19 protein-coding genes are annotated in these 21987 nt (G+C 58.6%); 12 read left to right on the top strand and 7 right to left on the bottom strand.

Annotated features, from left to right (window positions below; translation table 11 throughout):
* Positions 1 to 54: 54 nt before the first annotated feature.
* Together tkt and IBT47_RS21320 are read right to left on the bottom strand one after the other, a co-directional pair.
* Positions 55 to 2049, bottom strand: coding sequence for a transketolase (tkt, locus tag IBT47_RS21325; protein WP_200562866.1), 1995 nt, complete (start codon positions 2047 to 2049; stop codon positions 55 to 57).
* Positions 2050 to 2715 carry an HAD-IA family hydrolase gene (locus IBT47_RS21320; RefSeq protein ID WP_200562864.1) on the bottom strand — a complete coding sequence of 222 codons (666 nt, stop codon included), beginning with the start codon at positions 2713 to 2715 and terminating at the stop codon, positions 2050 to 2052.
* A 330-nt stretch (positions 2716 to 3045) separates the two neighbouring features.
* On the opposite strand from IBT47_RS21320, the gene ptsP reads away from it, so the two are divergent.
* The 6 genes from ptsP to IBT47_RS21290 all read left to right on the top strand — a co-directional run bounded on the left by ptsP (position 3046) and on the right by IBT47_RS21290 (position 9947).
* Positions 3046 to 5556, top strand: coding sequence for a phosphoenolpyruvate--protein phosphotransferase (gene ptsP, locus IBT47_RS21315; protein ID WP_200562862.1), 2511 nt, complete (start codon positions 3046 to 3048; stop codon positions 5554 to 5556).
* A 60-nt stretch (positions 5557 to 5616) separates the two neighbouring features.
* Positions 5617 to 5937: a PTS fructose transporter subunit IIB gene (locus IBT47_RS21310; protein ID WP_200562860.1), complete on the top strand. Its 321-nt coding sequence runs from the start codon at positions 5617 to 5619 to the stop codon at positions 5935 to 5937.
* A 169-nt stretch (positions 5938 to 6106) separates the two neighbouring features.
* Positions 6107 to 7210, top strand: coding sequence for a PTS fructose transporter subunit IIC (locus IBT47_RS21305; RefSeq protein ID WP_200562858.1), 1104 nt, complete (start codon positions 6107 to 6109; stop codon positions 7208 to 7210).
* A gap of 9 nt (positions 7211 to 7219) precedes the next feature.
* On the top strand, positions 7220 to 8473 hold the full coding sequence (locus IBT47_RS21300) for a class II D-tagatose-bisphosphate aldolase non-catalytic subunit (protein WP_105592709.1): 1254 nt from the start codon (positions 7220 to 7222) through the stop codon (positions 8471 to 8473).
* An 83-nt stretch (positions 8474 to 8556) separates the two neighbouring features.
* Positions 8557 to 9507 carry a transaldolase gene (tal, locus tag IBT47_RS21295; protein ID WP_234472034.1) on the top strand — a complete coding sequence of 317 codons (951 nt, stop codon included), beginning with the start codon at positions 8557 to 8559 and terminating at the stop codon, positions 9505 to 9507.
* Between the two features lie 104 nt (positions 9508 to 9611).
* Positions 9612 to 9947: a gamma-glutamylcyclotransferase family protein gene (locus IBT47_RS21290; RefSeq protein ID WP_200562856.1), complete on the top strand. Its 336-nt coding sequence runs from the start codon at positions 9612 to 9614 to the stop codon at positions 9945 to 9947.
* Between the two features lie 13 nt (positions 9948 to 9960).
* Here IBT47_RS21290 and IBT47_RS21285 read toward each other — a convergent pair whose 3' ends face one another.
* Entirely contained in the window at positions 9961 to 10743 is a 783-nt protein-coding gene (locus IBT47_RS21285; protein ID WP_200562855.1) for an SDR family oxidoreductase, read from the bottom strand.
* Between the two features lie 214 nt (positions 10744 to 10957).
* Here IBT47_RS21285 and IBT47_RS21280 point away from each other — a divergent pair, with 214 nt between their 5' ends.
* Positions 10958 to 11518: a TetR/AcrR family transcriptional regulator gene (locus IBT47_RS21280; RefSeq protein ID WP_200562853.1), complete on the top strand. Its 561-nt coding sequence runs from the start codon at positions 10958 to 10960 to the stop codon at positions 11516 to 11518.
* A gap of 19 nt (positions 11519 to 11537) precedes the next feature.
* Here IBT47_RS21280 and IBT47_RS21275 read toward each other — a convergent pair whose 3' ends face one another.
* On the bottom strand, positions 11538 to 12116 hold the full coding sequence (locus IBT47_RS21275) for a TetR/AcrR family transcriptional regulator (RefSeq protein WP_200562850.1): 579 nt from the start codon (positions 12114 to 12116) through the stop codon (positions 11538 to 11540).
* Positions 12117 to 12290: 174 nt separating this feature from the next.
* Here IBT47_RS21275 and IBT47_RS21270 point away from each other — a divergent pair, with 174 nt between their 5' ends.
* Genes IBT47_RS21270 through IBT47_RS21260 form a run of 3 tightly spaced genes read left to right on the top strand, consistent with a single transcriptional unit; the run spans position 12291 to position 15154 of the window.
* A complete protein-coding gene (locus IBT47_RS21270) occupies positions 12291 to 13370 on the top strand; it encodes a sugar phosphate isomerase/epimerase (RefSeq protein WP_200562848.1) in 1080 nt (359 codons plus the stop codon).
* A complete protein-coding gene (locus IBT47_RS21265; RefSeq protein ID WP_200562846.1) occupies positions 13363 to 14232 on the top strand; it encodes an alpha/beta fold hydrolase in 870 nt (289 codons plus the stop codon). The genes IBT47_RS21270 and IBT47_RS21265 overlap by 8 nt, the downstream gene beginning before the upstream one ends.
* Positions 14219 to 15154 carry an alpha/beta hydrolase gene (locus IBT47_RS21260; RefSeq protein ID WP_200562844.1) on the top strand — a complete coding sequence of 312 codons (936 nt, stop codon included), beginning with the start codon at positions 14219 to 14221 and terminating at the stop codon, positions 15152 to 15154. The genes IBT47_RS21265 and IBT47_RS21260 overlap by 14 nt, the downstream gene beginning before the upstream one ends.
* Before the next feature lie 70 nt (positions 15155 to 15224).
* Here the strand turns inward: IBT47_RS21260 and IBT47_RS21255 are convergent, their stop codons facing one another.
* Genes IBT47_RS21255 through IBT47_RS21245 form a run of 3 tightly spaced genes read right to left on the bottom strand, consistent with a single transcriptional unit; the run spans position 15225 to position 20140 of the window.
* Positions 15225 to 15953 (bottom strand): amino acid ABC transporter ATP-binding protein, encoded by a 729-nt coding sequence (locus IBT47_RS21255; protein ID WP_200546656.1) that lies wholly within the window; start codon positions 15951 to 15953, stop codon positions 15225 to 15227.
* Positions 15950 to 17188, bottom strand: coding sequence for a M20/M25/M40 family metallo-hydrolase (locus IBT47_RS21250; RefSeq protein WP_200562841.1), 1239 nt, complete (start codon positions 17186 to 17188; stop codon positions 15950 to 15952). Before IBT47_RS21250 ends, IBT47_RS21255 begins: the two co-directional genes overlap by 4 nt.
* An 18-nt stretch (positions 17189 to 17206) precedes the next feature.
* On the bottom strand, positions 17207 to 20140 hold the full coding sequence (locus IBT47_RS21245) for an FAD-dependent oxidoreductase (RefSeq protein ID WP_200562839.1): 2934 nt from the start codon (positions 20138 to 20140) through the stop codon (positions 17207 to 17209).
* Positions 20141 to 20228: 88 nt separating this feature from the next.
* Here IBT47_RS21245 and IBT47_RS21240 point away from each other — a divergent pair, with 88 nt between their 5' ends.
* Together IBT47_RS21240 and IBT47_RS21235 are read left to right on the top strand one after the other, a co-directional pair.
* Positions 20229 to 21125: a dihydrodipicolinate synthase family protein gene (locus IBT47_RS21240; protein ID WP_105592721.1), complete on the top strand. Its 897-nt coding sequence runs from the start codon at positions 20229 to 20231 to the stop codon at positions 21123 to 21125.
* Positions 21126 to 21158: 33 nt separating this feature from the next.
* The gene (locus IBT47_RS21235; RefSeq protein WP_105592722.1) at positions 21159 to 21974 is read left to right on the top strand and encodes an ABC transporter substrate-binding protein; all 816 of its coding nucleotides are present in this window, start codon (positions 21159 to 21161) and stop codon (positions 21972 to 21974) included.
* Positions 21975 to 21987: the final 13 nt, after the last annotated feature.

The raw sequence follows: 21987 nt of genomic DNA, 5'->3' as shown, positions 1-21987 counted from the left end.
CGCCGGTCACTCGCCGTTGAACAGGCCCCTCGTTAGATAAAGGGGCCGTCAGCATCAGGCCAGCAGTGCCCTGGCCTGTTGCAGTATCGCTTCCAGGGTGATGCCAAATTCCTGATAAAGCTGTTCCGCCGGGGCGGATTCACCGAAGCCGTGCATGCCGATGACCGCGCCGTTCAGGCCAACATATTTAAACCAGTAGTCGGCAATTCCCGCTTCCACCGCGATACGTGCGGAAACCGCCTGCGGCAGCACCGACTCGCGATACGCCGCATCCTGCCGATCGAAACAATCGGTAGACGGCATCGACACCACTCGCACCTTCACGCCCTGCGCCGTCAACGCCTGCCACGCGGCTACCGCCAGCCCGACTTCCGAACCGGTGGCGATAACAACCAGCTGCGGCTGGCCCGCACAGTCCTTCAGAACATAGCCACCGCGTGCGATGTCCCGCACCTGCTGCTGCGTCCGCTCCTGCTGTGCCAGGTTTTGCCGGGAGAAAATCAGCGCGGTGGGGCCATCCTGCCGCTCGACGGCGAACTTCCACGCCACCGCCGATTCCACCTGGTCGCAGGGGCGCCAGTTACTCAGGTTTGGCGTCAGGCGCAGCGAGGCCAACTGCTCGACCGGCTGATGGGTCGGGCCATCCTCGCCCAGCCCGATGGAATCATGGGTATAAACCAGCACCTGCCGCTGCTTCATCAGCGCCGCCATCCGCACCGCGTTGCGGGCATATTCTACAAACATCAGGAAAGTAGAGGTGTACGGCAGGAAGCCGCCGTGCAGAGCGATGCCGTTACCGATGGCGGTCATGCCGAACTCGCGCACGCCGTAGTGAATGTAGTTGCCGTCGCCGTGCTGATTAATGGCTTTCGACCCCGACCACAGGGTGAGGTTTGACGGAGCCAGATCCGCCGATCCGCCGAGAAACTCCGGCAGCCACGGGCCAAAGGCTTCGATGGCATTCTGCGACGCTTTACGGCTGGCAATATTGGCCGGATTATTTTGCAGCTGCTCGATCCATGCCTGCGCCTTCGCGGCAAACTCAGCGGGCAGCTGGCCGTTCACCCGGCGGCGGTATTCCGCAGCCAGTTCCGGGAAGGCGCTGGCGTAGGCGTCAAATGCCTCGTTCCACGCCGCCTCCTTCGCCTGGCCGGACTTTCGGGCATCCCACGGCACGGCGATCTCGTCCGGGATCTCAAACGGCGGCCAGTTCCAGCCCAGTGCTTCTCGCGTTGCCGCCACTTCGGCTTCGCCCAGCGGTGCACCGTGCACATCATGCGTTCCCGCCTTGTGCGGTGAACCCGATCCGATCACCGTTTTGCAGATAATCAACGTCGGCAGGGAGCTAATGGACTTCGCGACATCAATCGCCGCGCGGATAGCATCCGGGTCGTGTCCATCCACCCCGCGCACCACGTGCCAGCCGTAGGCCTCAAAGCGCCTGGCGGTATCGTCGGTGAACCAGCCCTCAACGTGGCCATCAATCGAGATGCCGTTATCGTCATAGAAGGCCACCAGCTTGCCGAGTTTCAGCGTACCGGCCAGCGAACACACCTCGTGCGAAATCCCCTCCATCAGGCAGCCGTCGCCCATAAAAACGTAGGTGAAGTGGTCAACGATCGCGTGGCCTGGGCGGTTAAACTGCGCGGCAAGGGTTTTTTCGGCAATCGCCATGCCCACCGCGTTGGCCAGCCCCTGCCCTAACGGCCCGGTGGTGGTTTCCACGCCCGGGGTATAGCCCAACTCGGGGTGACCCGGGGTTTTCGAATGCAGCTGGCGGAAGTTTTTCAGTTCCTCCATCGGCAGATCGTAGCCGGTGAGGTGCAGCAGGCTGTAAAGCAGCATCGATCCGTGGCCGTTGGAGAGCACAAAGCGGTCGCGGTTGCTCCACGTTGGGTTATTCGGGTTGTGGTTCAAAAAATCCCGCCACAGGACTTCGGCGATATCCGCCATGCCCATTGGCGCACCGGGGTGACCGGAGTTCGCCCGCTGAACAGCGTCAACGCTCAGCATGCGGATGGCATTCGCCAGGGTTTTTCGTGATGACATTTAACACTCCCTCTGAATAGTCAGGAAAAATTCGGTCTCGTCCTTCTGCGTCACGCTCAGGCCAGCATAGCGATTGATGGTTTGCCAGGTATCAATATCGTGAACCACCGACTGGCGGGTGAGGACTTCAACCACCACGCACCCTGCCCCACTGGCAGAAAGCAGACCGGCGGTGGAGTCTTCGAAAGCGATACAGCGGGTGGGAGAAACATCAAGCCGGGCGGCACCGATCAGGAACGGTTCAGGATGGGGCTTACCCTGCTGAATGTCTTCGCTGGTCACCAGCACCGGCGGCATGGGGAAACCAGCCTGCCTGATGCGCGCCGACGCGACTTTCAGCGATCCCGAGGTGACGATGGCCCAGGGCACCCGGTTGCGCTCCAGCTGCTGAAGAAAGTCTGCGGCACCGTCAACGGCGGTAATGCCGTCGGTATGGCTCGCCTCATAGTCTTCCAACGCAAGAAATTCGTCCTGAATGGTCTGTTCGCTGGCGTCCGGCATAAAGTGGCGCAGGGTGCTCAGCGCCGGTTTGCCATGCAGGTAATGGCAGACCGTGCGCGGGTCCAGCCCTTTTTGCCTGGCCCACAAACTCCAGGAGGCCTCAACGAAATCCAGCGAGTTCACCAGCGTGCCGTCTAAATCCAGTAATACCCCACGAAAATGCATCGTTCTTTCCACATAAAAAATAAAAGAGTGGGTTTATTCTGTACGCCATTTACCCCGCCATTAAAGAGTAGAAAAGGTACTTAATTAGCAAATATGTCACCACTGCGCGATGATGAATAAAAACGTGACGATTATCACAAGCGGCTTAGCGCGAATTAATTTTATGATTGCGATCACAAAATAATTAACCTGCTTTTTTATTCAAGCAAAGGTCACTTTTTTTCTATTCAAACACGGTCATGAACGGTGAAGGATATAAAACATGAAATGCAGAGCCGTATATCTGCCAACAAATAAACCTGCTTTTGCAAAGCTTTATCGGGAGCGATGATGTCAGAGATAATAGCGTACCAGTGTGAACTGAATGAAGGCATTCACGCCCGGCCTGCAGGGCACATCGAACGACTGTGTAATACATTTCAATCCGACGTGTGCTGGAAGAATATTCGCAGCGGCATTCAGGGTAATGGGAAAAGCGCTCTCTCGGTGGTGGCTACCGACACATTATTCAACGACGCCTGCGAAATATCGCTCAGCGGGAAAGATGCGGCTGAAGCCGCACAGCAGCTGCGGGCGCTGCTGAAAAAGCTGCCCTCTTTCGAGGTCAGTCAGGCGGAGGAAGCCACGGCGCCAGCGGGCTATCTGCCGCGATCCCTGCGGGAAACCCGGCTCGACTTTATTCAGGGTTCACGCATCAGCGGCGGCGTGGCGATTGCGAAGCCGGTGCGCATACAGAGCCTGTCTTTAAACGAAATGCTGGCGCGTAATCCCGGCGGAGAATATTCAGCAGAACAGCAACAGCATATTTTCCTGGCGGGTCTGGCGGCACTGAAGGATGAGAAGCTTACCGCGCTGGAAATTAAGACCGGCGTTGAGCATGATATTTTACAGGCGCATTTATCGATCGTGACCGATGCGACCTTCCAAAGTCAGATTACCACCGCCATTGCAAACGGCGAGAATACGTGGAATGCCGTCATTAAATCGGCGATGGAATTTTGTGAAATTCTTAACCGTTCAGCGAGCAAATATATTAAAGAGAGAACCCTTGACGTTCTCGATATTACCGGACAGCTGCTTACCGCTATTTATGGCGCGGGTGCACTGCCGCAAAACAGCCTGGAATTAACCCAGCCGTCGATTATTCTGGCGAACAGCCTGACGCCGAGCCAGTTCCTCGGCATCAATAAGCAGTACCTTGCCGGCATGGTCCTGTCGGCCACCGGTAAAACCTCGCACACCGCGATCCTCGCGCGTTCGCTCGGCATCCCGACCCTGACGGATATTGATTTTACGGCCCTGGCGCTGGATGCGAACACGGACATCATTATCGACGGTAACCCGGGGATTTTGATTACCGCACCGGACGAGCAGGTCCTGCGCTATTACCGTCATGAAATCACCGTCCAGCAGCAGATGCGGCAGCAGATGATGGCGGGCGTGATACAACCGGCAACGACCTGCGATAACCATAGCGTGGAAATCGCCGCCAATATTGCCAGCGTGGCGGAAGCCGAAGCGGCATTCAACAACGGCGCGGAAGGCATCGGCCTGTTTCGTACCGAAATGTCGTTTATGGACCGCGAAACGCCGCCGGACTACCGCGAGCTGGCGGATCTTTATGGTCAGGTCATGGTACTGGCAGATGTCAGGCCGGTTATCTTCCGCACCTTCGATATCGGCGGCGATAAGCCGGTGGACTATCTGGATACCGGCGAGGAGGAAAACCCGTTTCTCGGCTTCCGCGCCGTGCGCACCTATCCGCGCTATCGCGACCTGTTTGCCATGCAGCTGAGGGCCATCCTCAGCGCCTCCGCACTCGGCGAGGCGAAGATCATGATCCCGATGATTGCCAGCGTCGATGAAGTTATCTGGTGCCGCGAGGTGCTCGAAGAGGTCAAAAGCGCAATGCGCGATGAAGCTCTGCCTTTCAACGAGGCCATCTCGCTGGGCGTGATGCTGGAAATCCCCTCGGTTCTCTTCGCCATTGGCGAAATTGCCGAATACGCCGATTTCTTTAGCGTCGGCAGCAACGATCTGACCCAGTATTTTTTTGCCGCCGACCGTGGCAATTCGCAGGTTGAATCGGTGTACGACAATTATGCCCCGTCCTTCCTGCGCGCCCTGAAGTTTGCCGTCGATGAGGTGCACCGCGCGGGCAAGTGGATCGGTATCTGCGGTGAGCTGGGTGCCAGCAGCGATTTCCTGCCGCTGCTGGTCGGAATGGGCTTTGACGAACTGAGCATGAGCGGGACCGCCATCCCGGGGGTTAAGCACACGCTGCGCGAGCTGGATTTCACCAAATGCCAGCGGCTGGTGCAGGAGATCGTCAGCGTAAAACGTTCCGCCGGGGTGAAAAGCGCCCTGCGCTCGCCGGAGGTCAGGGCAATAAGCAAAATGCCGATCCTCGCGCCGGAATTTATCCTCTGCGCTCTGGATGCTGGTGATAAGAACGAAGCGATCAAGATGATGACAGACAATCTCTGGCTGCATCACCGTACCGATAATCGCGATCGGTTAACCGATGATATCTGGGCGCGGGAAGACTCTTTTTCCACCGCCGTGGGCTATGGCTTCGCCATTCCGCACACCAAATCGGACCATATTCAGCACTCCACTATCAGTATGGCCACCCTTGCGAAGCCCATTACGTGGGGCGATCAGCAGGTTGAAACCGTATTTATGCTGACGGTGAGTAAATCCGCCGATCCTAACGAGCATATGAAATATTTCTCAACGCTTGCCAGAAAGCTAATGAAAGAGGATTTCCGCAATGAAATAAAACAGGCCGAAAACGTGACCGTACTCTACAACCTGATGGCCAGCACGCTGGCTATATAAAAACAGAATAACCGTCAGTCCTATTTTAAAAATCAGCCAATAAAAAATCAGGAGTTCATTATGAAAATTGTCGGCGTTGCAGCATGTATTACCGGAGTTGCCCATACCTATATGGCGCAGGAAGCGATTGAGCAGGAGTGTAAAAAAAGAGGTTATGACGTCAAGGTGGAAACCCAGGGCGGCATGGGCATTGAAAATGAATTAAGTGACGATGACATTGCCGATGCCGACGTGGTGATTCTGGCAATTGCTATCGGTATTGAGGGCGTTGAGCGCTTTGAAGAAAAAGAAGACGAGGGTCGGGTTATTTCCCTCAACCCGGCCGAAGTGGTGCGCGATCCGGCTGCGATTATTGATAAAGCGGTAAGCCTGGTGAATTAAACAACGCGCCGGTGCGTTTTATTTCGACGGCCGTCACCGGAATATTAAAAACGTTAATTACATGTCTGCGAATCCTGCAATTTTAAATAGCGCGCACGGGCGCACGGGTATCGCTGCGTTCAAAAATCTCAGCAGCCAATAAAAAATAGCGGATTCGGGAGGATAAAAAATGTCGGAAAATATCAAAGTCATTAAAGATGATTTAGTCAAAGCGTTCAGTACCGGGGTGTCCTATATGATGCCAGTGGTGGTGGTCGGCGGGATCTGCCTGGCGCTGTCGCTGGTAGGTGGCGAACCGGTCGTGGGCAAAGGGATGGTGGTGACTAACCCGTTCTTACTCAATCTGGGTGCTATCGGCAGTGCCGGGCTGGGGATGATGATCCCGGTGCTGGCGGCCTATATCTCCTACTCGATCGCCGGTAAACCGGGGCTGACGCCGGGCTTTATCACCGGCTTTATGGCCAGCACGCCGCTGGGCGCAGACCACGTGGTGACCGGTTTCCTGGGGGCAATGCTGCTCGGTATTCTCAGCGGCTACGTCGCCAAATGGATCAAAACCTGGAAGGTTGGCAAGGCGTTGATGCCGGTGATGCCCATTATGATCATCCCCATCGCCTCCACCTGTATTGTCGGCATGCTCTATCTCTACGTACTGATTGGGCCAATCGGCTTTGCGATGAAATGGCTGGTTTCCATGCTGTCGAATATGCAGGGAAGCAGCGGCGTTATTCTCGGCCTGATTCTGGGTGCGATGGCGGCCTTTGATATGGGTGGCCCGGTCAATAAAACCGCCACGGCCTTTACCCTAGCCTTAATGGCCGAAGGTATTTATGGCCCGAACGGCGCGTATCGTATTGCCTGCGCTATTCCACCGCTGGGTATTGCCCTCTCAACCTTTATTTCCCAGCGTAAATGGGCGGAAGACGAAAGAAGAATGGGCACCTCTGCTGCCTTTATGGGATTAATCGGTATTACCGAGGGTGCCATTCCGTTTGCCGTTAAGAATCTTAAAACCGTACTGCCGTCAATTATTATCGGCAGCGCCGTCGGTGCCGGTCTGGCAATGATTCACGGCGTTGAATCCATGGTTCCCCACGGCGGATTAATTGCCATCGCGGGCGTGAATAAGGCCCCGATGTGGTACGTCATCGATATGGCCATCGGCGTGATTGTGACCGCCATCTGCCTGCATATTCTGCGACCGAATATTACCGAGCCGGTAAAAAAATCATCGGCTAAAAAATCCATCACTTCTGATATGAATAAAGCCTGAGGAGTTATTATGAAAAACACAATGAAACAGTACGTTGATTATATTGTTAACGGTGGAAAATCTACCATGCTGGGAATTGGCCCCATGTCTCCGGCATTAATTCAGGCCTGTTTTGAACTGGGAAAAGAAAAAGATCTGCCGCTGATGTTTATTGCCAGCCGTAACCAGGTCGATGCCGATGAATTCGGTGCCGGTTACGTGAATAACTGGGATCAGTTCCGCTTTGCCGCTGACCTGAAAGCGATGGCGGATAAAGTCGGTTTTGACGGCGATTACTTCCTCTGCCGCGACCACGGCGGCCCGTGGCAGCGCGATAAAGAACGTAAAGACCATATCCCTGAAGACGAAGCGATGAAGCTGGCCCGCCGCTCCTATCAGATTGATATGGATGCCGGTTTCGACCTGCTGCATATCGACCCGACCAAAGATCCGTACGTTGTCGGTAAAGCGATTGATATCGAACTGGTTCTGAGCCGTACCGTTGAGCTGATCCGCTTCTGCGAAGATTACCGCAAAGCCAACAGCCTGAAAGAGTTCTTCTATGAGGTCGGCACCGAAGAGACCAACGGCGGCCTGACCGATGTCAGCGCCTATGAAGAATTTATTATCGAGCTGAACAAGCGCCTGGCGGCCGAATCGCTGCCGCAGCCGCTGTTTATCGTCGGCCAGACCGGAACCCTGACCCGCCTGACCAAGAACGTCGGTCATTTCAACGATAAGCAGTCCGCTGAACTGTCCGCCATCAGCACCCGTCACGGCGTAGGCCTGAAAGAGCACAACGGCGACTATCTGCCGGATGAGATCCTGCTGAAGCACCCGGGCCTGGGGATCACCGCGATGAACGTGGCCCCGGCTTACGGCACCATTGAAACTCGTGCCTATCTGAAGCTGGCGCAGGTGGAAAAAGATCTGGCGGCGAAAGGCTTTATCAAGACCGCGTCCGACCTGAAAACCGTGCTGACCCGCGAGTGCGTGCTGAGCCACAAGTGGGAAAAATGGATGACTGATGAGCACAAAAACAAGTCCGAAGAGCAGATCTTTAATGAGCCGGACCTGCTGAAAGAGATCCTTGAACTCAGCGGCCACTACAACTACGAAAAACCGGCGGTAGTGAAAGAGATGAAGGCGATGTTTGCCAACCTGAAATCGTTTGGCGTGGAGCCTGAACGTTACGTGGTCAATAAAATCAAGGATATGATTCAGAATGAAGCCGAGTGCTTCAATATGCCAGGCCTGACCACCCGCGTCGCGCAGGCTAACTGATCGCCCTTCCAGCCCCACCACAGGGAGCGGCTCCGTGCCGTTCCCCGTGCATTCAATCCTACTTCTCATTACAGGTCACGATTATGAATCAGCTTGAACAACTAAAGCAGCACACGACGATTGTTGCCGACAGCGGGGATATTGACAGCATTCTGGCGTATCAGCCGGAAGATGCGACCACCAACCCGTCGCTCATCTACAAGGCCGCGCAGCTTCCGCAGTATCAGGCGCTGATTACGGAAGCCGTCGCGGCGGTCAAGGCCCGCCAGGCGGGAAAACCGATAAAAGCGTCAGACATTGCCGACACGCTGGCCGTCAGTATCGGCGCACTGATCCTGAAAAGCGTGCCGGGGCGCATTTCCACCGAGGTGGATGCCCGCCTCTCCTTCGATACCGCAGCCAGCATTGCCAAAGCGCGGGAAATCATTGCCCTGTATGAAGCGAAAGGCATTGGCAAAGAACGGGTGTTGATTAAGCTTGCCGCCACCTGGCAGGGGATACGTGCCGCCGAAACGCTGGAAAAAGAAGGCATCCAGTGCAACCTGACGCTGCTGTTCTCATTTGCCCAGGCCAGAGCCTGCGCCGATGCCGGTGTGTTCCTGATTTCACCGTTTGTCGGCCGTATTTACGACTGGTACAAGAAAAACAATCCCGGCACCGCCTGGACCGTCGACAACGATCCGGGCGTGGAGTCGGTGCAAACTATTTATCGCTTCTATAAACAGCACGGTTACCACACGGTCGTGATGGGTGCCAGCTTCCGCACGCCGGAACAGGTGCTGGCGCTGAACGGCTGCGATCGTCTGACTGTTTCTCCGGCGCTGCTGGCACAGCTACAGCAAAGCCAGGGGCCGGTGCCCGCGCCGCTGAACTATGCGGGCGAAGTACTGGCTAAGCCTGTGGCCATGACCGAAGCGGAATTTTACTGGGCGCATAATCAGGACGCGATGGCGGTGGAAAAACTGGCCGAAGGGATTCGCCTGTTTGCCGTCGACCAGAACAATCTGGAGACGTTGCTGGCGCAGTATCTGTAGGAGGGTGCCCGCGTGACGAAGGGTTTGCCAGCCGCCGGATTAGGCCGTATGTTGAAGGCTGTTCTTTACCCGGCGGGTAATCCCTTTTTCAATGTTGAGGCAAGATGGAATCGTTGTTTGTCTACGGCACGCTGCGCCCGGGCCATTCGAATGCGCATATCATGGAAAACATCGGCGGCGAATGGCTGGCAGGCCACGTGACCGGCACCTTTTACGAGCGGGGCTGGGGCGCGGCGGCGGATTTCCCCGGCATTGTGCTGCACAGCGATGGCGCGCAGGTGAACGGCTACCTGTTTTTATCCGACAATTTGCAGGCGCACTGGCCGATGCTGGATGAATTCGAAGATGGCTATGACCGGGTGACGGTTGACGTCACCACGGTTGATGGCCTGCAGGTGAGCGCCTGGATTTATCAGCTACAGCCCAAGTCCGGGCTGTAGCAGTAAGCGCGGGTCAGGCAGATTGATACCTCTCCGCCACCTTCGCCTGATTGATATCCGCTATCAACGCCTGCCGCGCCGCGTCCAGGCTATTCCAGCTTAATGCACTCTGCACCGGTGGGATGGTGATCGTTTCCCGGCGGTCAAAGCCCACCAGTGCGGCGTCGACCAGATCGCCGGCTTCCATCATTTGCGGCAGGGTGTTGATATCAATGCCCGCACGATCCCAGATTTCGGTGTAAGTGCCGGCAGGCAGCACCGCCTGTACGTATACGCCTTTATCCGCCAGTTCAACGTTCAGCCCCTGTGACAGGAACAGTACGAAGGCTTTCGTTGCGCCATAGACCGACATGCCGAATTCCGGTGCCAGCCCTACGACCGAGCTGATGTTGACGATAGCGCCCTCCCCGGCCTGCACGAAACGTGGCGTGACCGCGTTAGCCAGCCGCGTCAGTGCGGTAACGTTCAGCGCGATTAGGCGCTCAATCGAATCGGCCGTCTGCCCGGCAAATCCCCCCGACTGGGCGATACCGGCATTGTTGATCAGAATGCCAATTTTCGTATCGTCGCGCAGGCGCGCTTCTACCGTGGCGACGTCATCCGACTGGGTAAGATCGGCGGGCAGAATATCCACGGCAACGCCGTTTTCCCGCTGCAAACGTTCGGCCAGTGCGGCCAGCTTTGCTTTATCACGCGCGACCAGCACCAGGTCGTGCCCGCGTTGGGCAAAGCGCTGCGCATAAACTGCGCCAATACCGGTTGAGGCACCTGTAATCAGAACGGAAGGTTTGGACATCTGCGTGTTTCCTCTGTGAATGATTGAATGAGTCGTGCTGCCCATATTGCTCTCTGCCTGCCGCACCCGGTTGGCACGGAAGATCCCGCTGACGGCAACAACGCGACGTGGAATTAATGATGACGATCATAATCTAAACAGTCAACATTTTTTGATTATGGTCATCATCAATGTATAATTGCGCCAGAAATTTCGCTCAGAGGAGCCAGCAGCAATGAAAGTGTCGAAAGAACAGGTACGCGAAAATCGCCAGCATATTGTCGAAACGGCCTCGGCGCTGTTTCGCGAGCGCGGCTTCGACGGGGTTGGCGTGGCGGAACTGATGTCTGCGGCGGGCTTCACCCACGGTGGCTTCTACAAGCACTTTGCTTCCAAGGCGGATCTGATGGCTGAAGCGGTGAGCTGCGGCTTTGTGCAGGCGGCGGGTATGTCAGGCGGCACCACCCGGGAAGAATTTGTTGAGCGCTATCTCTCCCGCCAGCATCGCGATGCGATGGGGTCAGGCTGCGTGATGTCGGCGCTCAGCACCGACACGGCGCGCCAGCCCGAGTCGGTGAAGGCCATATTTGCCGCCGGTATTGAAAAGAATCTGGCCAGGCTCTCGGGTGAAGAAGGGGAAAAAGGCGCAAAGCGTGCCGATCTGATCGACACCCTCGCGCATCTGGTGGGTGCGATGGTGCTGTCCCGCGCCTGCCCGGATGATTCCGCGCTGGCCGATGAAATTCTGGCAGTTTGCCGGGCACGAATTCTTGCAGAGGGCAATGACCAGGATTAAGCCATCCGCGGCTTAACCGTCAGAGCACCGCCAGCGAGGCGTTAACCACCTCGATCAAGACGCCCGCCGGCACGCCGTCCCGCGCCTGTACCGACAGGCCGTGCAGCACCAGCGCGAAATAGTTGCCCAGCAGGTCCGGGTTGGCATCGCTCTTCAGCTGCCCGGACTCCGCCGCCTGGCGGAAGCGGTCAATAATCGCTTCCGTACGCAGGCGGCGCTGTTCTGCCATCCACTGCTGCAACGGCTGATTTTCATCGCTGAGCGCACCGGCGGCGGAAACCACCATACAGCCCGCTGGCGCAAGAGGCCGGGTATAGAGCGCGATGGCATCCATTAACATTCGCTTGATCGCGAGGGCGATCTCGCCCTCTTCCAGCGCCCGCGCGGCAAAACCGCCTTCGTGTTCCGCATAGTGCGCCACCGCCTCGCGGAACAGCTGTTCCTTTGAACCAAACGCTTTGTAAATGCGGGCGGAGGCAATGCCAAGCGCCGCCACCAGATCGGACATCGACGTGCCCTCAAAGCCGTGACGCCAGAATAAATCCCGCGCCTGAATCAGGGCGGCTTCACGATCGAATTCTCTGGGTCTTCCGGCCATAGCGGTTCTCTTCTCTGCGATGATACGTTCAGGATCTGGCAGCAAGAATATCACATTAAATCAGCCACCTTCTGCCCTTGCGACTGAGCACTCTGTGCTGCGTTAACAAAAACGCCTTGTGGCCGTTTCGTCAGACCTCTATTGTTTGCCAATCGACAAACAATAGAGGTTCATATGCAAACGATCAAGGGTCCCAGCCTGCACCTGGCACAATTCAGTGATGATGTTTTCCCGTTTAACAGTCTTGAGGCGATTGCCGGATGGGCAGCGGAGAACGGCTTCCGCGCTCTGCAAATCCCGGCCTGGGATAAGCGACTGTTTGACGTCAATCTGGCGGCGGAAAACCAGCAGTACTGCGATGAGATCACCGACATGCTCGCGCGGCACGGGCTGGTTATCAGCGAGCTGACCACGCATATTTTCGGCCAGCTGATGGCGGTACACCCGGCCTACGATGCGCTGTGCGACAGCTTTGCGCCGCCGCACCTGCACGGCAAACCGGAAGCCCGCACCGCATGGGCAAAACAGCAGCTGCTGGCGGCGGTCAGCGCCTCTTCTCGTCTTGGGCTGACCGAGATGGGCACCTTTTCCGGTTCGCTGGCCTGGCCCTACGTGTTCCCCTTCCCCCAGCGCCCGGCCGGGCTGGTGGAAACCGCCTTTGACGAGCTGGCCCGCCGCTGGCTGCCGATCCTTGATGCCTGCGAGGAGCAGGGTGTGAACCTGTGTTATGAAATTCATCCGGGTGAAGATCTGCACGACGGCATCTCATTTGAGATGTTCTTACAGCGCACCGGCCATCATCCGCGCTGTAAAATCCTGTTCGATCCCAGCCATTTCGTCCTGCAACAGCTGAATTACCTCGATTTTCTGGATATCTATCGCGACCACATCGGCATGTTCCACGTTAAAGACGCCGAGTTTAATCCCACCGGGCGCCAGGGCATGTACGGCGGCTACCAGTCGTGGGCCGATCGCGCCGGGCGTTTTCGCTCAACGGGGGACGGCCAGGTCGACTTCAGGGCGATATTCTCCCGCCTGACTCAGAACGGTTACGCCGGATGGGCGGCGCTGGAATGGGAGTGCTGCCTGAAGAATAAGGACGATGGTGCGCGCGAGGGGGCGGCGTTTATCCGCGACCATATTATTCCGGTCACCGATAAAATTTTCGATGATTTCGCGGCAGCCCCGGTCAGCCAGTGTCAGATAGACCGCCTGTTAGGCATCACCACCACGGAGGCTGAACACCATGGCTAACCCAACCCGGCACCATCACTATCTGCGCGTTAACGGAAGCCGTCTGCACTGCGTCACTCAGGGCCACGGCCCGGCGGTCCTGCTGATCCCCGGCTGGCCGCAGACGTGGTACACGTGGCGACACGTGATGGAGCATCTGGCCCGCGCGGGCTATACCGCCGTCGCGGTCGATCCGCCCGGCACCGGCGAGTCGGACGCACCAACCGGCGGTTTTGATACCGGGAATATCGCCGCGCAGCTGGTTGACGCGATGTCCCAGCTCGGCCACCAGCGCTTTCCGGTTATCGGCCATGATATTGGCATGTGGGTGGGCTACGCCATGGGCGCAGATTTCCCGCAGCGCGTACATTCGCTGCTGCTGACCGAAGCGGTGATCCCCGGTCTGGCCCCCGCGCCGGAGATTTTTGTCAGCCCGCAGGAGAATATCTTCCTCTGGCACTTTATGTTCAACCAGCTGAACGGCCTGCCGGAGGCGCTGATTGCGGGGCGCGAACGGCTGTATCTCAGCTATATGTTCGATAAATGGTCATGGCGGCGGGAACGCGTGGCGGCGGAAGTCTATATCGATGCCTACAGCGTGCCGGGGAAACTGGAGGCCGGGTTTAACTACTATCGCGCCATCCCGGAGACCATCCGCCAGAATCAGCAGCGGGCCGCCACGCCGCTGAGTATGCCGGTGCTGGCTATCGGTGCCGAGCACGCCACGCGGGATGCCCCGGCGGAGACGATGAAAAAAGTCGCCCCCGATTTACGCAGCGCGATGGTCAGCGACTGCGGGCATTTTATTACCGAAGAGTGCCCGGATGAATTCTGTGCGCTGATTGCGGCGTTTTTACAGGAGAAAGGCTATGCCGCTCGATAGCGCAACGCAGCGCTGGCTGGCCGCCGCGCCCGCTTTCAGCGCCGCCGTGCCGCTGGCGGTAATGCGGTCGGCCACCGACGCAGGATTGATCGCCGGTCAGCAGCCCGTTGCCGAAGAAACTCGCCTCCGGGAGGCGTTAAGCATTGCGGCGCAGGATGGCTGGCCGATCTCGGTAAGAATGTATTTTCCGGCCGGGGCAGAAGACGGTGAGGCACATCCGGCTTTGGTGTATGCCCCCGGCGGCGGCTGGTGCCTGGGCGGTCTGGATGCCTGGAATACTCCGTGCCAGCAGCTGGCCGACGCCACCGACAGCGTGGTGTTCTCCGTTGGCTATCGCCTGGCCCCGGAGCACCCGTTCCCGGTGCCGTTAAGCGATTATTATGCCGCGCTTTGTGCCATCGCCGACCGGGCGGATTCGCTGGGCATCGACCCGCAGCGCATCGCGGTTGGCGGCGACAGCGCGGGCGGCAACCTGGCCGCGGCGGCCTGCCTGCTGGCGCGAGATCGCCAGGGGCCGTTGATTGCCCGCCAGCTGCTGCTGTACCCGGCGCTGGATGCGGCGATGCAGTCGGCTTCCTTGCAGCAGTTCGGCGAGGGCTTTGGCCTGACGCGGTCGGTGATGGAATACTGCTGGGAGCGCTATTTGCCCGACGCCCGCGAGCAGCAGAATCCGCTGGCCAGCCCGTCTGCGGCAGCGTCGCTGCACGGCCTGCCGGACACGCTGCTGCTGAGCTGTGAATGCGATCCGCTGCGGGATGAGGCGGAAGAGTACGCCCGCGGACTGGCGCGGGATGGGAACAGAGTGCGGCTCGTACGGCTGGCGGGGACGGTCCATGGCGCGATGCATATGACCGCCGTCACGCCCGCCGCGCGGCGGGTATTTGAACAATGCGCAGCGCTGTGGGATAAGCCTGCAACTTAACGCCGCCGGATCTTCCCGTTGAGCGCGTTCCCGCGCCTGCCGCAATGGTCAGGCGCGGTTTTCAACTCGGTTAATGGTGGATAATCTGCTCCAGGAAATCTCTTGCCCGCCCGGAAGCCGGAGCGGTAAAGAAGGCATCGGTCGGCGAATCTTCGATGATTTCTCCGGCGTCCATAAAGATCATCCGGTCGGCGATTTTCCGCGCGAAGCCCAACTCGTGGGTCACGCAGCACATGGTCATGCCCTGCTCCGCCAGTTCCGCCATCACCGCCAGCACTTCGGCGACCATTTCAGGATCCAGCGCCGAAGTCGGTTCATCAAACAGCATCACCTTCGGCTCCATCGCCAGGGCGCGGGCTATCGCCACGCGCTGCTGCTGGCCGCCGGAAAGTTGTGCCGGGTATTTATGACCGTGGGATTTCATGCCGACGCGCTCCAGCAGCTCGTGGGCTTTTTTCTGCGCCTGCTCGCGGCTGTGTTTAAGGATGCGCATCTGCGGCACGATTAAATTGTCCATCACCGTCATATGCGGGAACAGCTCAAACGACTGGAATACCATACCCACCTGCTGGCGCAGCGCGGGCAGGCTGGTTTTTTTATCGCTCAGCACCATACCGTCGATATTAATCTCCCCTTTCTGGAACGGCTCCAGCGCGTTCATGCACTTGATCAGCGTGGATTTCCCGGAGCCGGAAGGACCGCAGATCACCACCACTTCCCCCTTCTGAATATCCAGGGTGCAGTTTTTTAGGACCGGCAGCTCGCCGTAGTATTTAGTCAGATTTTTAATGGCAATCATGCGGTTTTCTCCTGCAAAAGGGTGGCCAGGCTGTTGGCAACCACCAGGGTGGCGCGGCGTAAGTCATCAAGGTGAATGCGTTCGTCGGCGCGATGGCCGTTCGCTTCCAGGAAACTGCGCGGTCCGGCACCGTACATGATGGTCGGGATACCGGCACCGCTGTACAGCCGCGCGTCGGTGTACAGCGGCAGGCCGACCAGCGGAATGGGCTCATTGAATACGGCTTCGGCCTGCTGGCTGAAAATCTCTGCCAGCGCCAGGCTTTGCGGCGAAGGGGTAAACGGACGGGCGAGCAGGATGTGACGCGCGTTGAAGGCCACGCCGGGAACCTGCCGCTGTACGTCGGCGACCAGCGCCAGCAGTTCCTGCTCGACGGCCTCCGGGTTTTCTTCCGGGATAATGCGGCGATCCAGGCGCAGCACGAAATTGTCCGACACGACGTTGGTGTTAATGCCGCCGTTGACCAGGCCAATCACCAGCGTTGGTGAGTCAATACCGTCAATTGCCGAACGGGTTTCGCCCAGCGCATCACGATAGCGGTAGAGCGCGCTCATCAGGCGATTTCCGGCTTCAATAGCATCGCAGCCGGTGGTGGGAAATGCGGCGTGGGCCGACTGGCCTTTTAAATCAATTTCCAGGTGCAGGCAGCCGTTGTGCGCGGTGACCACAAAGTAGCTCAGCGCGGCGCAAACCACGTAGTCCGGTTTGCTGTGGCCGTTGGCCAGCAGCCAGCCGGGGCCGGTCGATCCGCCCGTCTCTTCATCGTAAGTGATATGCAGTTCAACGGTGCCTTGCAAATCTGCACCGCTGTGAATCAGCGCCAGCAGCGCGGAAGTGTAGGTGGTGATATCGGATTTCGATACCGCCGCGCCGCGCCCGTACAGCCAGCCGTCCTCAATTTCCGCGCCGTAGGGATCTTTGCTCCAGCCGCCGCCCGGCGGCACCACGTCACCGTGGGCGTTCAGCGCCACGGTCGGGCCGGGGCCAAAGCGGTGGCGGACAATCAGGTTGGTGGCGCTGCGCATGCCACCTGCGGCGACGACGTCATCGGGCACGGTGAGGATTTCCACCTCCAGCCCGAGGTCGTGCAGGCATTGAGCTGTCATTAACGCGTGCGGAGTACAGTCGCCTGGCGGATTGTCAGACGGCATCTGTACCAGCTTTCTCAGCATCTCAACCTGCTGTTCAAAATGGTTATCAATCCAGCTGGCGAGAGTGTGTTGTGTATTGCTCACGAAAAGAAGTCCTTATTATCAGTGGAATCGGGAAATCGCATAGGGCGCAAGATCGATCTCGCTGCGGCCCTGCAAAATCTGTTGTGACAGGCTCCAGGCGACAACCGGTGCCAGCGTGTAGCCGTTAGAGGTAACCGCGTGGTAAAAGCCCGCTTTGCCGGGGACTTCACCGACGATCGGTGCACCGTCGATATTGATGTTCATCCCCGCCCAGCTGCGCACCATATGCAGGCTGTTGAGGGCGGGCAGCACCTTCCCGGCCACCCACAGGTTGCCTTCAATGCTGGCGCGCAGTGACTGGTTCATCCGCATTTCGGGGTTAAATCCGGCGCTCCAGCCGCCGCCGATCAGAATGCTGCCGTGTGCGGTTTGCTTGAGGCTCAGGTGGCGGCCCGCGTGGGCGATCAGGTGGTCAATACGCGGTGCGGACTGTTCGGTGACGATCATTTGCAGCGGCGCGCCTTTCACCGGCAGCGCAACATCAACCATTTCAGCCACTTTGGCCGCCCAGGCTCCGGCGGCGTTGATCACCCGCCCGGCTTCAATCACCCCACGGCTGGTCTGCACCCGGTAACCGCCGTGCGGCAGTGGTTCGATGGCCTGCACATCGGTCCCGCGCTGGAAGCGTGCACCGGCCTCCGTCGCCAGTCTGTTAACCACGTAGGTGGCACGCAGCGGGTTGATTTTTCCTTCCATCGGGCAAAACTCCGCGCCGAGCAGGTCCGGTGACAGATGAGGAGAAAGCCGGTTGAGCTGGGCGGCATCCAGCAGTTCGGTTTCAATGCCGTAGCGGCGCTCCAGGGCGATTTTCTGCTCCAGAAAACGCATGTCCTGTTCCGTTTCGGCCACCATCAGCCCGCCGGTAATTTTAATTTCCAGCGATTCGCCGCTGGCCTGTTCCAGCGCCTGCCACAGCCTGACCGACGTCGGACCCAGCGGTAGCGTCTGCGCCGCCGGGCCGCCGCCCTCCTGCGCCTTGCTACCAAAATCAAAGGACAGCAGCTGTACGTGCAGGCTGCCCGCATTGGCACCGGAGGCCTGCAGGTTGATCTCGTCACGCTCCACCACTAGCACACCGGCGCCGCCCGCCGCGAGGTAATAACCGAGGCAGTTACCCATCACCCCACCGCCAATCACCAGAATGTCGGTTTTTTGCAACGGCAGCGCGGTCTGCTCCACCGGTCGGGCAAGATTGGGAGTGATGGCGGGCTTATGCCCGCCCCATTCCGGTTTTTCAAAGGCCAGTGCGGCAATCGGAACGGGGCGCACGGGGAAACGCGGTGCGTAAAATCCGCTGACGGTGTTCCGGCGGCCGGTCATCTCCTCCACCAGCTGCGCCACCATTCCTGAACAGGTGCGCCCCTGGCACAGCCCCATGCCGCTGCGCAGATTGCGTTTCAGCGCGGCGGGGGTGTCGATCCCCTGACTAATGGCCTGGCGCAGGCGGCCCAGAGTGATATTTTCGCAGCGGCAGATCACCGTTTCATCTTCCAGCGAGGCCAGGCTGACGGCCGGTGCCTGATAGACCTGCCACAGCGCGCGCTGGAAATCCTCGGCCCGGGTCAGGCGGGATGTAAGGGTGGGAATCTCCTGAGGGCTGACCGTTTTGCCCAGCGCGGCAGCGGCGGCGAGACCCGCCAGCCTGCCACGCGCCTGCGCCACCTGTGCGCCGCCCAGTTTCGCGCCGTCACCCACGACGTAAACCCCGCTGACGCTGGTTGCGCCGTTTGGGTCGGTTTTAATCGTCGGCGTGCTGAACGGCGTGGCGGAAAGCTGCTGTTCGCAGCCGAGCATACGGGCAAGATCGGTGGAAGGGATAAAACCGTGGCCCAGGCAGAGCACATCGCAGTCGATTTCCCGGCGGGAACCGGCAATACGCTGCCCGTTCGCGTCGACGCGCATCACGGTGATCCGCTCCAGGCGCTGTTGCCCATGCGCGGCCACCACCTCATAACCCCAGCTGAGCGGCACGCGATGTTTTTTTAATACGCCAAGGTAGTGCCGCCCCTTCCACAGCAGTTCGGGGGCCGCCTGCAGCATGGTGAAGATCTGGCGGAAATGCTTCAGCCCGGGTTTCGGCGCGCGCTCCAGCACTTCGACAACAGAACCCTGACTCTCCAGCAGGTCGGCGGCAAACTGCAGATTCAGCGGGCCGTTGCCACTCACTACCACCCGGCTGCCCGGGATCACGCGATAGGCTTTAGCCAGCGTCTGCCCGGCTCCGGTGGTCATCACGCCCGGCAGCGTCCAGCCGGGAAACGGCACGGGGCGTTCGTAGGCACCGGTGGCAATAATCAGCTGCGCGGGGCGAAACAGCCGCGTCTGACCGTTAACCATCACGGCGATTTCATTCACGGAGAAGGCCGCCCAGACGGTGGCCTGTTGCACCACGGTAACGCCCGCTGCGACGGCGTCGGTCAGCAGCTTTTCGCCGTCGCGCCACTGCGGCGGCATGTTGCCGTGCAGAATATGGGACGGTGCCAGCGGCTTGAAAAACTGCCCGCCGCTCTGCGGTCGCTCATCGATGACGATCACCGCAGCCCCGGCCTGCGCTGCCGCCAGCGCGGCAGAGAGTCCGGCAGGCCCGGCTCCCAGCACCAGCAGATCGCAGGCGGTTTCAGCGGGTTCAACCGTCGCGGGTGCCGACGCCAGCGGCTGAGGCGTGCGATCGTCTGAACGACGGCTGTGAATTTGCATCCCCTGCTCAACCAGCGTCATACAGCTGCGCTGCGATCCTTTGCCGTCCACTTCCACCACGCATTCATAGCAGGAGCCCATCCCGCACCACAATCCGCGCTTTTCGCCCTGCGTATTTTCGCGCAGCGCCACGATATTACTGCGGGCCAGGGCGGCCGCGATCGTCTCTGAAGCCAGAGCCTGTATGGCCTGGCCATCAAACCAGATGGTCCGGGTTTCGGCACTCTGGCTGATATCTTGAGATTTTAGTTCCACAGATCTTGTGCTCCGACATCGTATACGTATACAGTACGTATACGGTATACAAACGGTGTTCATCAAGAACTTTCTCAAGGAACTCAGCATGTCTACGTTTCGCGGCACTTACACGGTATTGATTACCCCCTTTACCCCTGATGGTTCAGCAATAGATGTGCCAGCTTTGAAAAAACTGGTTAACTGGCAAATTGAACAGGGAATTCATGGACTTATTCCGCTCGGCAGCACCGGTGAATTTTTATCGATGAGCCGCGAGGAGCGCCAACTGGTCACTGAAACGGTAGTTTGCACCGCAAACGGGCGCGTGCCGGTGCTGATGGGCACGGGTGCAGAGTGGACCCCGGAATGCGTTGAGCTGAGCAAAGAAGCGGAAAGCATGGGTGCAGACGGCGTGATGATCATCCCGCCGTTTTACAGCTGCCCGAATGAAGACGAACTGTTTGCCCACTATCGCGCGGTCGGGGAAGCGATCTCCATCCCGATCATGATCTACAACAATCCGGCCACCGCCAACGTTGACCTGCTGCCGAAAACCGTCGCCCGACTGTCGCAGATCGATACGGTCAGCTACATCAAAGAATCCACGCTGGAAGTCACCCGCGTTCGCGACATTATCGAACTGTGCGGCGATCGGATGAACGTCTTTGCCGGAATACTCGGTTACGAATCCTTCTGGCTGGGGGCCTGTGGCTGGGTGGCCGTGGCCTCTAACCTGCTGCCGTCGCAGTGTGCGCAGATGTTTGAAGCCGCAGCGGATCGTCTGGATCGCGACGCGGCCCTCGCCCTGTATCGCCAGATCCTGCCGGTGGTGCGCGCCGTGGGCGGACCGCACTACGTCGCCGCCAGCAAAGCCGGTTTGTCGATGATGGGGCTCGATGTTGGTATCCCGCGCGCGCCGCGCCTGCCGCTGGCCGACGATTTACATCATGTTTTACGTCATGAATTAGAAAAACTTAACGTGCTGAACAGCTTCCAGCATTAATCACTGGCCTGAATTGACACCCGGAGAATCAACATGAAAGCCAAATTAACCTTATTAGCCGCGTTAACGCTGCTGTCCGGCAGCTGCTTCGCCGACTGTACGGCACCACAGGGTGCCAGCCTGGTTACCTCAGGCGAGTTGAAGATGTCAACCAACCCGACGCTGCCGCCGCTGCAATATGTCGACGGTGAAGGAAAGTTAAAGGGCATGCGCATTGAGATGGGCGAGGAGATTGCCAAACGCCTGTGCCTGAAAGCCGATTACACCCGCATTGAGTTCTCCGCGATGGTGCCCGGCCTGCAGGGTGGCCGCTGGGATATGATCAATACCGGCATTTTCTTCACCCCGGCCCGCGCGAAAATGATGTACATGATCCCGTATGAAAGCCAGGCGGTGAGTATTTCTACCCCACCTGCCGATGCAGGAAAAATCACCAAGGTTGAGGATCTGTCCGGTAAGAGCGTGGGCGTTGAGCTGGGCGGTTTTGAAGAAACCACCATCCGCAAAATCAGCCAGCAGCTGGTTGCCAAAAACCTTAAGCCCGTTGATATCCATACCTTCGACAACTTCACCGTCGCTTTCCAGGCACTGCGCGCGGGCCAGGTGAATGCGGTGATCAGTATTGACGCCGTGGCCGCCGACTATCAGCACAAAGGGATGTTTAAGCAGGTGATCTCGGGGCTGGAACCCACCCCGGTAGCCATCGCCTTTAAAGATCCGAAGCTGGCCGCCGCCGCCGCCGATGCGCTGAACAAGATGAATGCCGACGGCAGCCTGCCTGCGCTGTTTAAGAAATACGGCGCGGAAATGATCCCAGGAACCTTTAGCGTTCAGGGCCCCTCCTCTTAAACCACAGGAACTT

Source organism: Erwinia sp. S43 (genome assembly GCF_016624745.1).
In the GTDB taxonomy this organism is placed as follows: domain Bacteria; phylum Pseudomonadota; class Gammaproteobacteria; order Enterobacterales; family Enterobacteriaceae; genus Erwinia; species Erwinia coffeiphila.
Note: the sequence above shows the minus strand (reverse complement) of the source record. Positions and strands in the feature narration are given on the sequence as shown.

Excerpts from the sequence above, each read along its gene's own strand:
- tkt (WP_200562866.1), bottom strand. The coding sequence starts at position 2,049 with ATGTCATCACGAAAAACCCTGGCGAATGCCATCCGCATGCTGAGCGTT.
- IBT47_RS21320 (WP_200562864.1), bottom strand. The coding sequence starts at position 2,715 with ATGCATTTTCGTGGGGTATTACTGGATTTAGACGGCACGCTGGTGAAC.
- ptsP (WP_200562862.1), top strand. The coding sequence starts at position 3,046 with ATGTCAGAGATAATAGCGTACCAGTGTGAACTGAATGAAGGCATTCAC.
- IBT47_RS21310 (WP_200562860.1), top strand. The coding sequence starts at position 5,617 with ATGAAAATTGTCGGCGTTGCAGCATGTATTACCGGAGTTGCCCATACC.
- IBT47_RS21305 (WP_200562858.1), top strand. The coding sequence starts at position 6,107 with ATGTCGGAAAATATCAAAGTCATTAAAGATGATTTAGTCAAAGCGTTC.
- IBT47_RS21300 (WP_105592709.1), top strand. The coding sequence starts at position 7,220 with ATGAAAAACACAATGAAACAGTACGTTGATTATATTGTTAACGGTGGA.
- tal (WP_234472034.1), top strand. The coding sequence starts at position 8,557 with ATGAATCAGCTTGAACAACTAAAGCAGCACACGACGATTGTTGCCGAC.
- IBT47_RS21290 (WP_200562856.1), top strand. The coding sequence starts at position 9,612 with ATGGAATCGTTGTTTGTCTACGGCACGCTGCGCCCGGGCCATTCGAAT.
- IBT47_RS21285 (WP_200562855.1), bottom strand. The coding sequence starts at position 10,743 with ATGTCCAAACCTTCCGTTCTGATTACAGGTGCCTCAACCGGTATTGGC.
- IBT47_RS21280 (WP_200562853.1), top strand. The coding sequence starts at position 10,958 with ATGAAAGTGTCGAAAGAACAGGTACGCGAAAATCGCCAGCATATTGTC.
- IBT47_RS21275 (WP_200562850.1), bottom strand. The coding sequence starts at position 12,116 with ATGGCCGGAAGACCCAGAGAATTCGATCGTGAAGCCGCCCTGATTCAG.
- IBT47_RS21270 (WP_200562848.1), top strand. The coding sequence starts at position 12,291 with ATGCAAACGATCAAGGGTCCCAGCCTGCACCTGGCACAATTCAGTGAT.
- IBT47_RS21265 (WP_200562846.1), top strand. The coding sequence starts at position 13,363 with ATGGCTAACCCAACCCGGCACCATCACTATCTGCGCGTTAACGGAAGC.
- IBT47_RS21260 (WP_200562844.1), top strand. The coding sequence starts at position 14,219 with ATGCCGCTCGATAGCGCAACGCAGCGCTGGCTGGCCGCCGCGCCCGCT.
- IBT47_RS21255 (WP_200546656.1), bottom strand. The coding sequence starts at position 15,953 with ATGATTGCCATTAAAAATCTGACTAAATACTACGGCGAGCTGCCGGTC.
- IBT47_RS21240 (WP_105592721.1), top strand. The coding sequence starts at position 20,229 with ATGTCTACGTTTCGCGGCACTTACACGGTATTGATTACCCCCTTTACC.
- IBT47_RS21235 (WP_105592722.1), top strand. The coding sequence starts at position 21,159 with ATGAAAGCCAAATTAACCTTATTAGCCGCGTTAACGCTGCTGTCCGGC.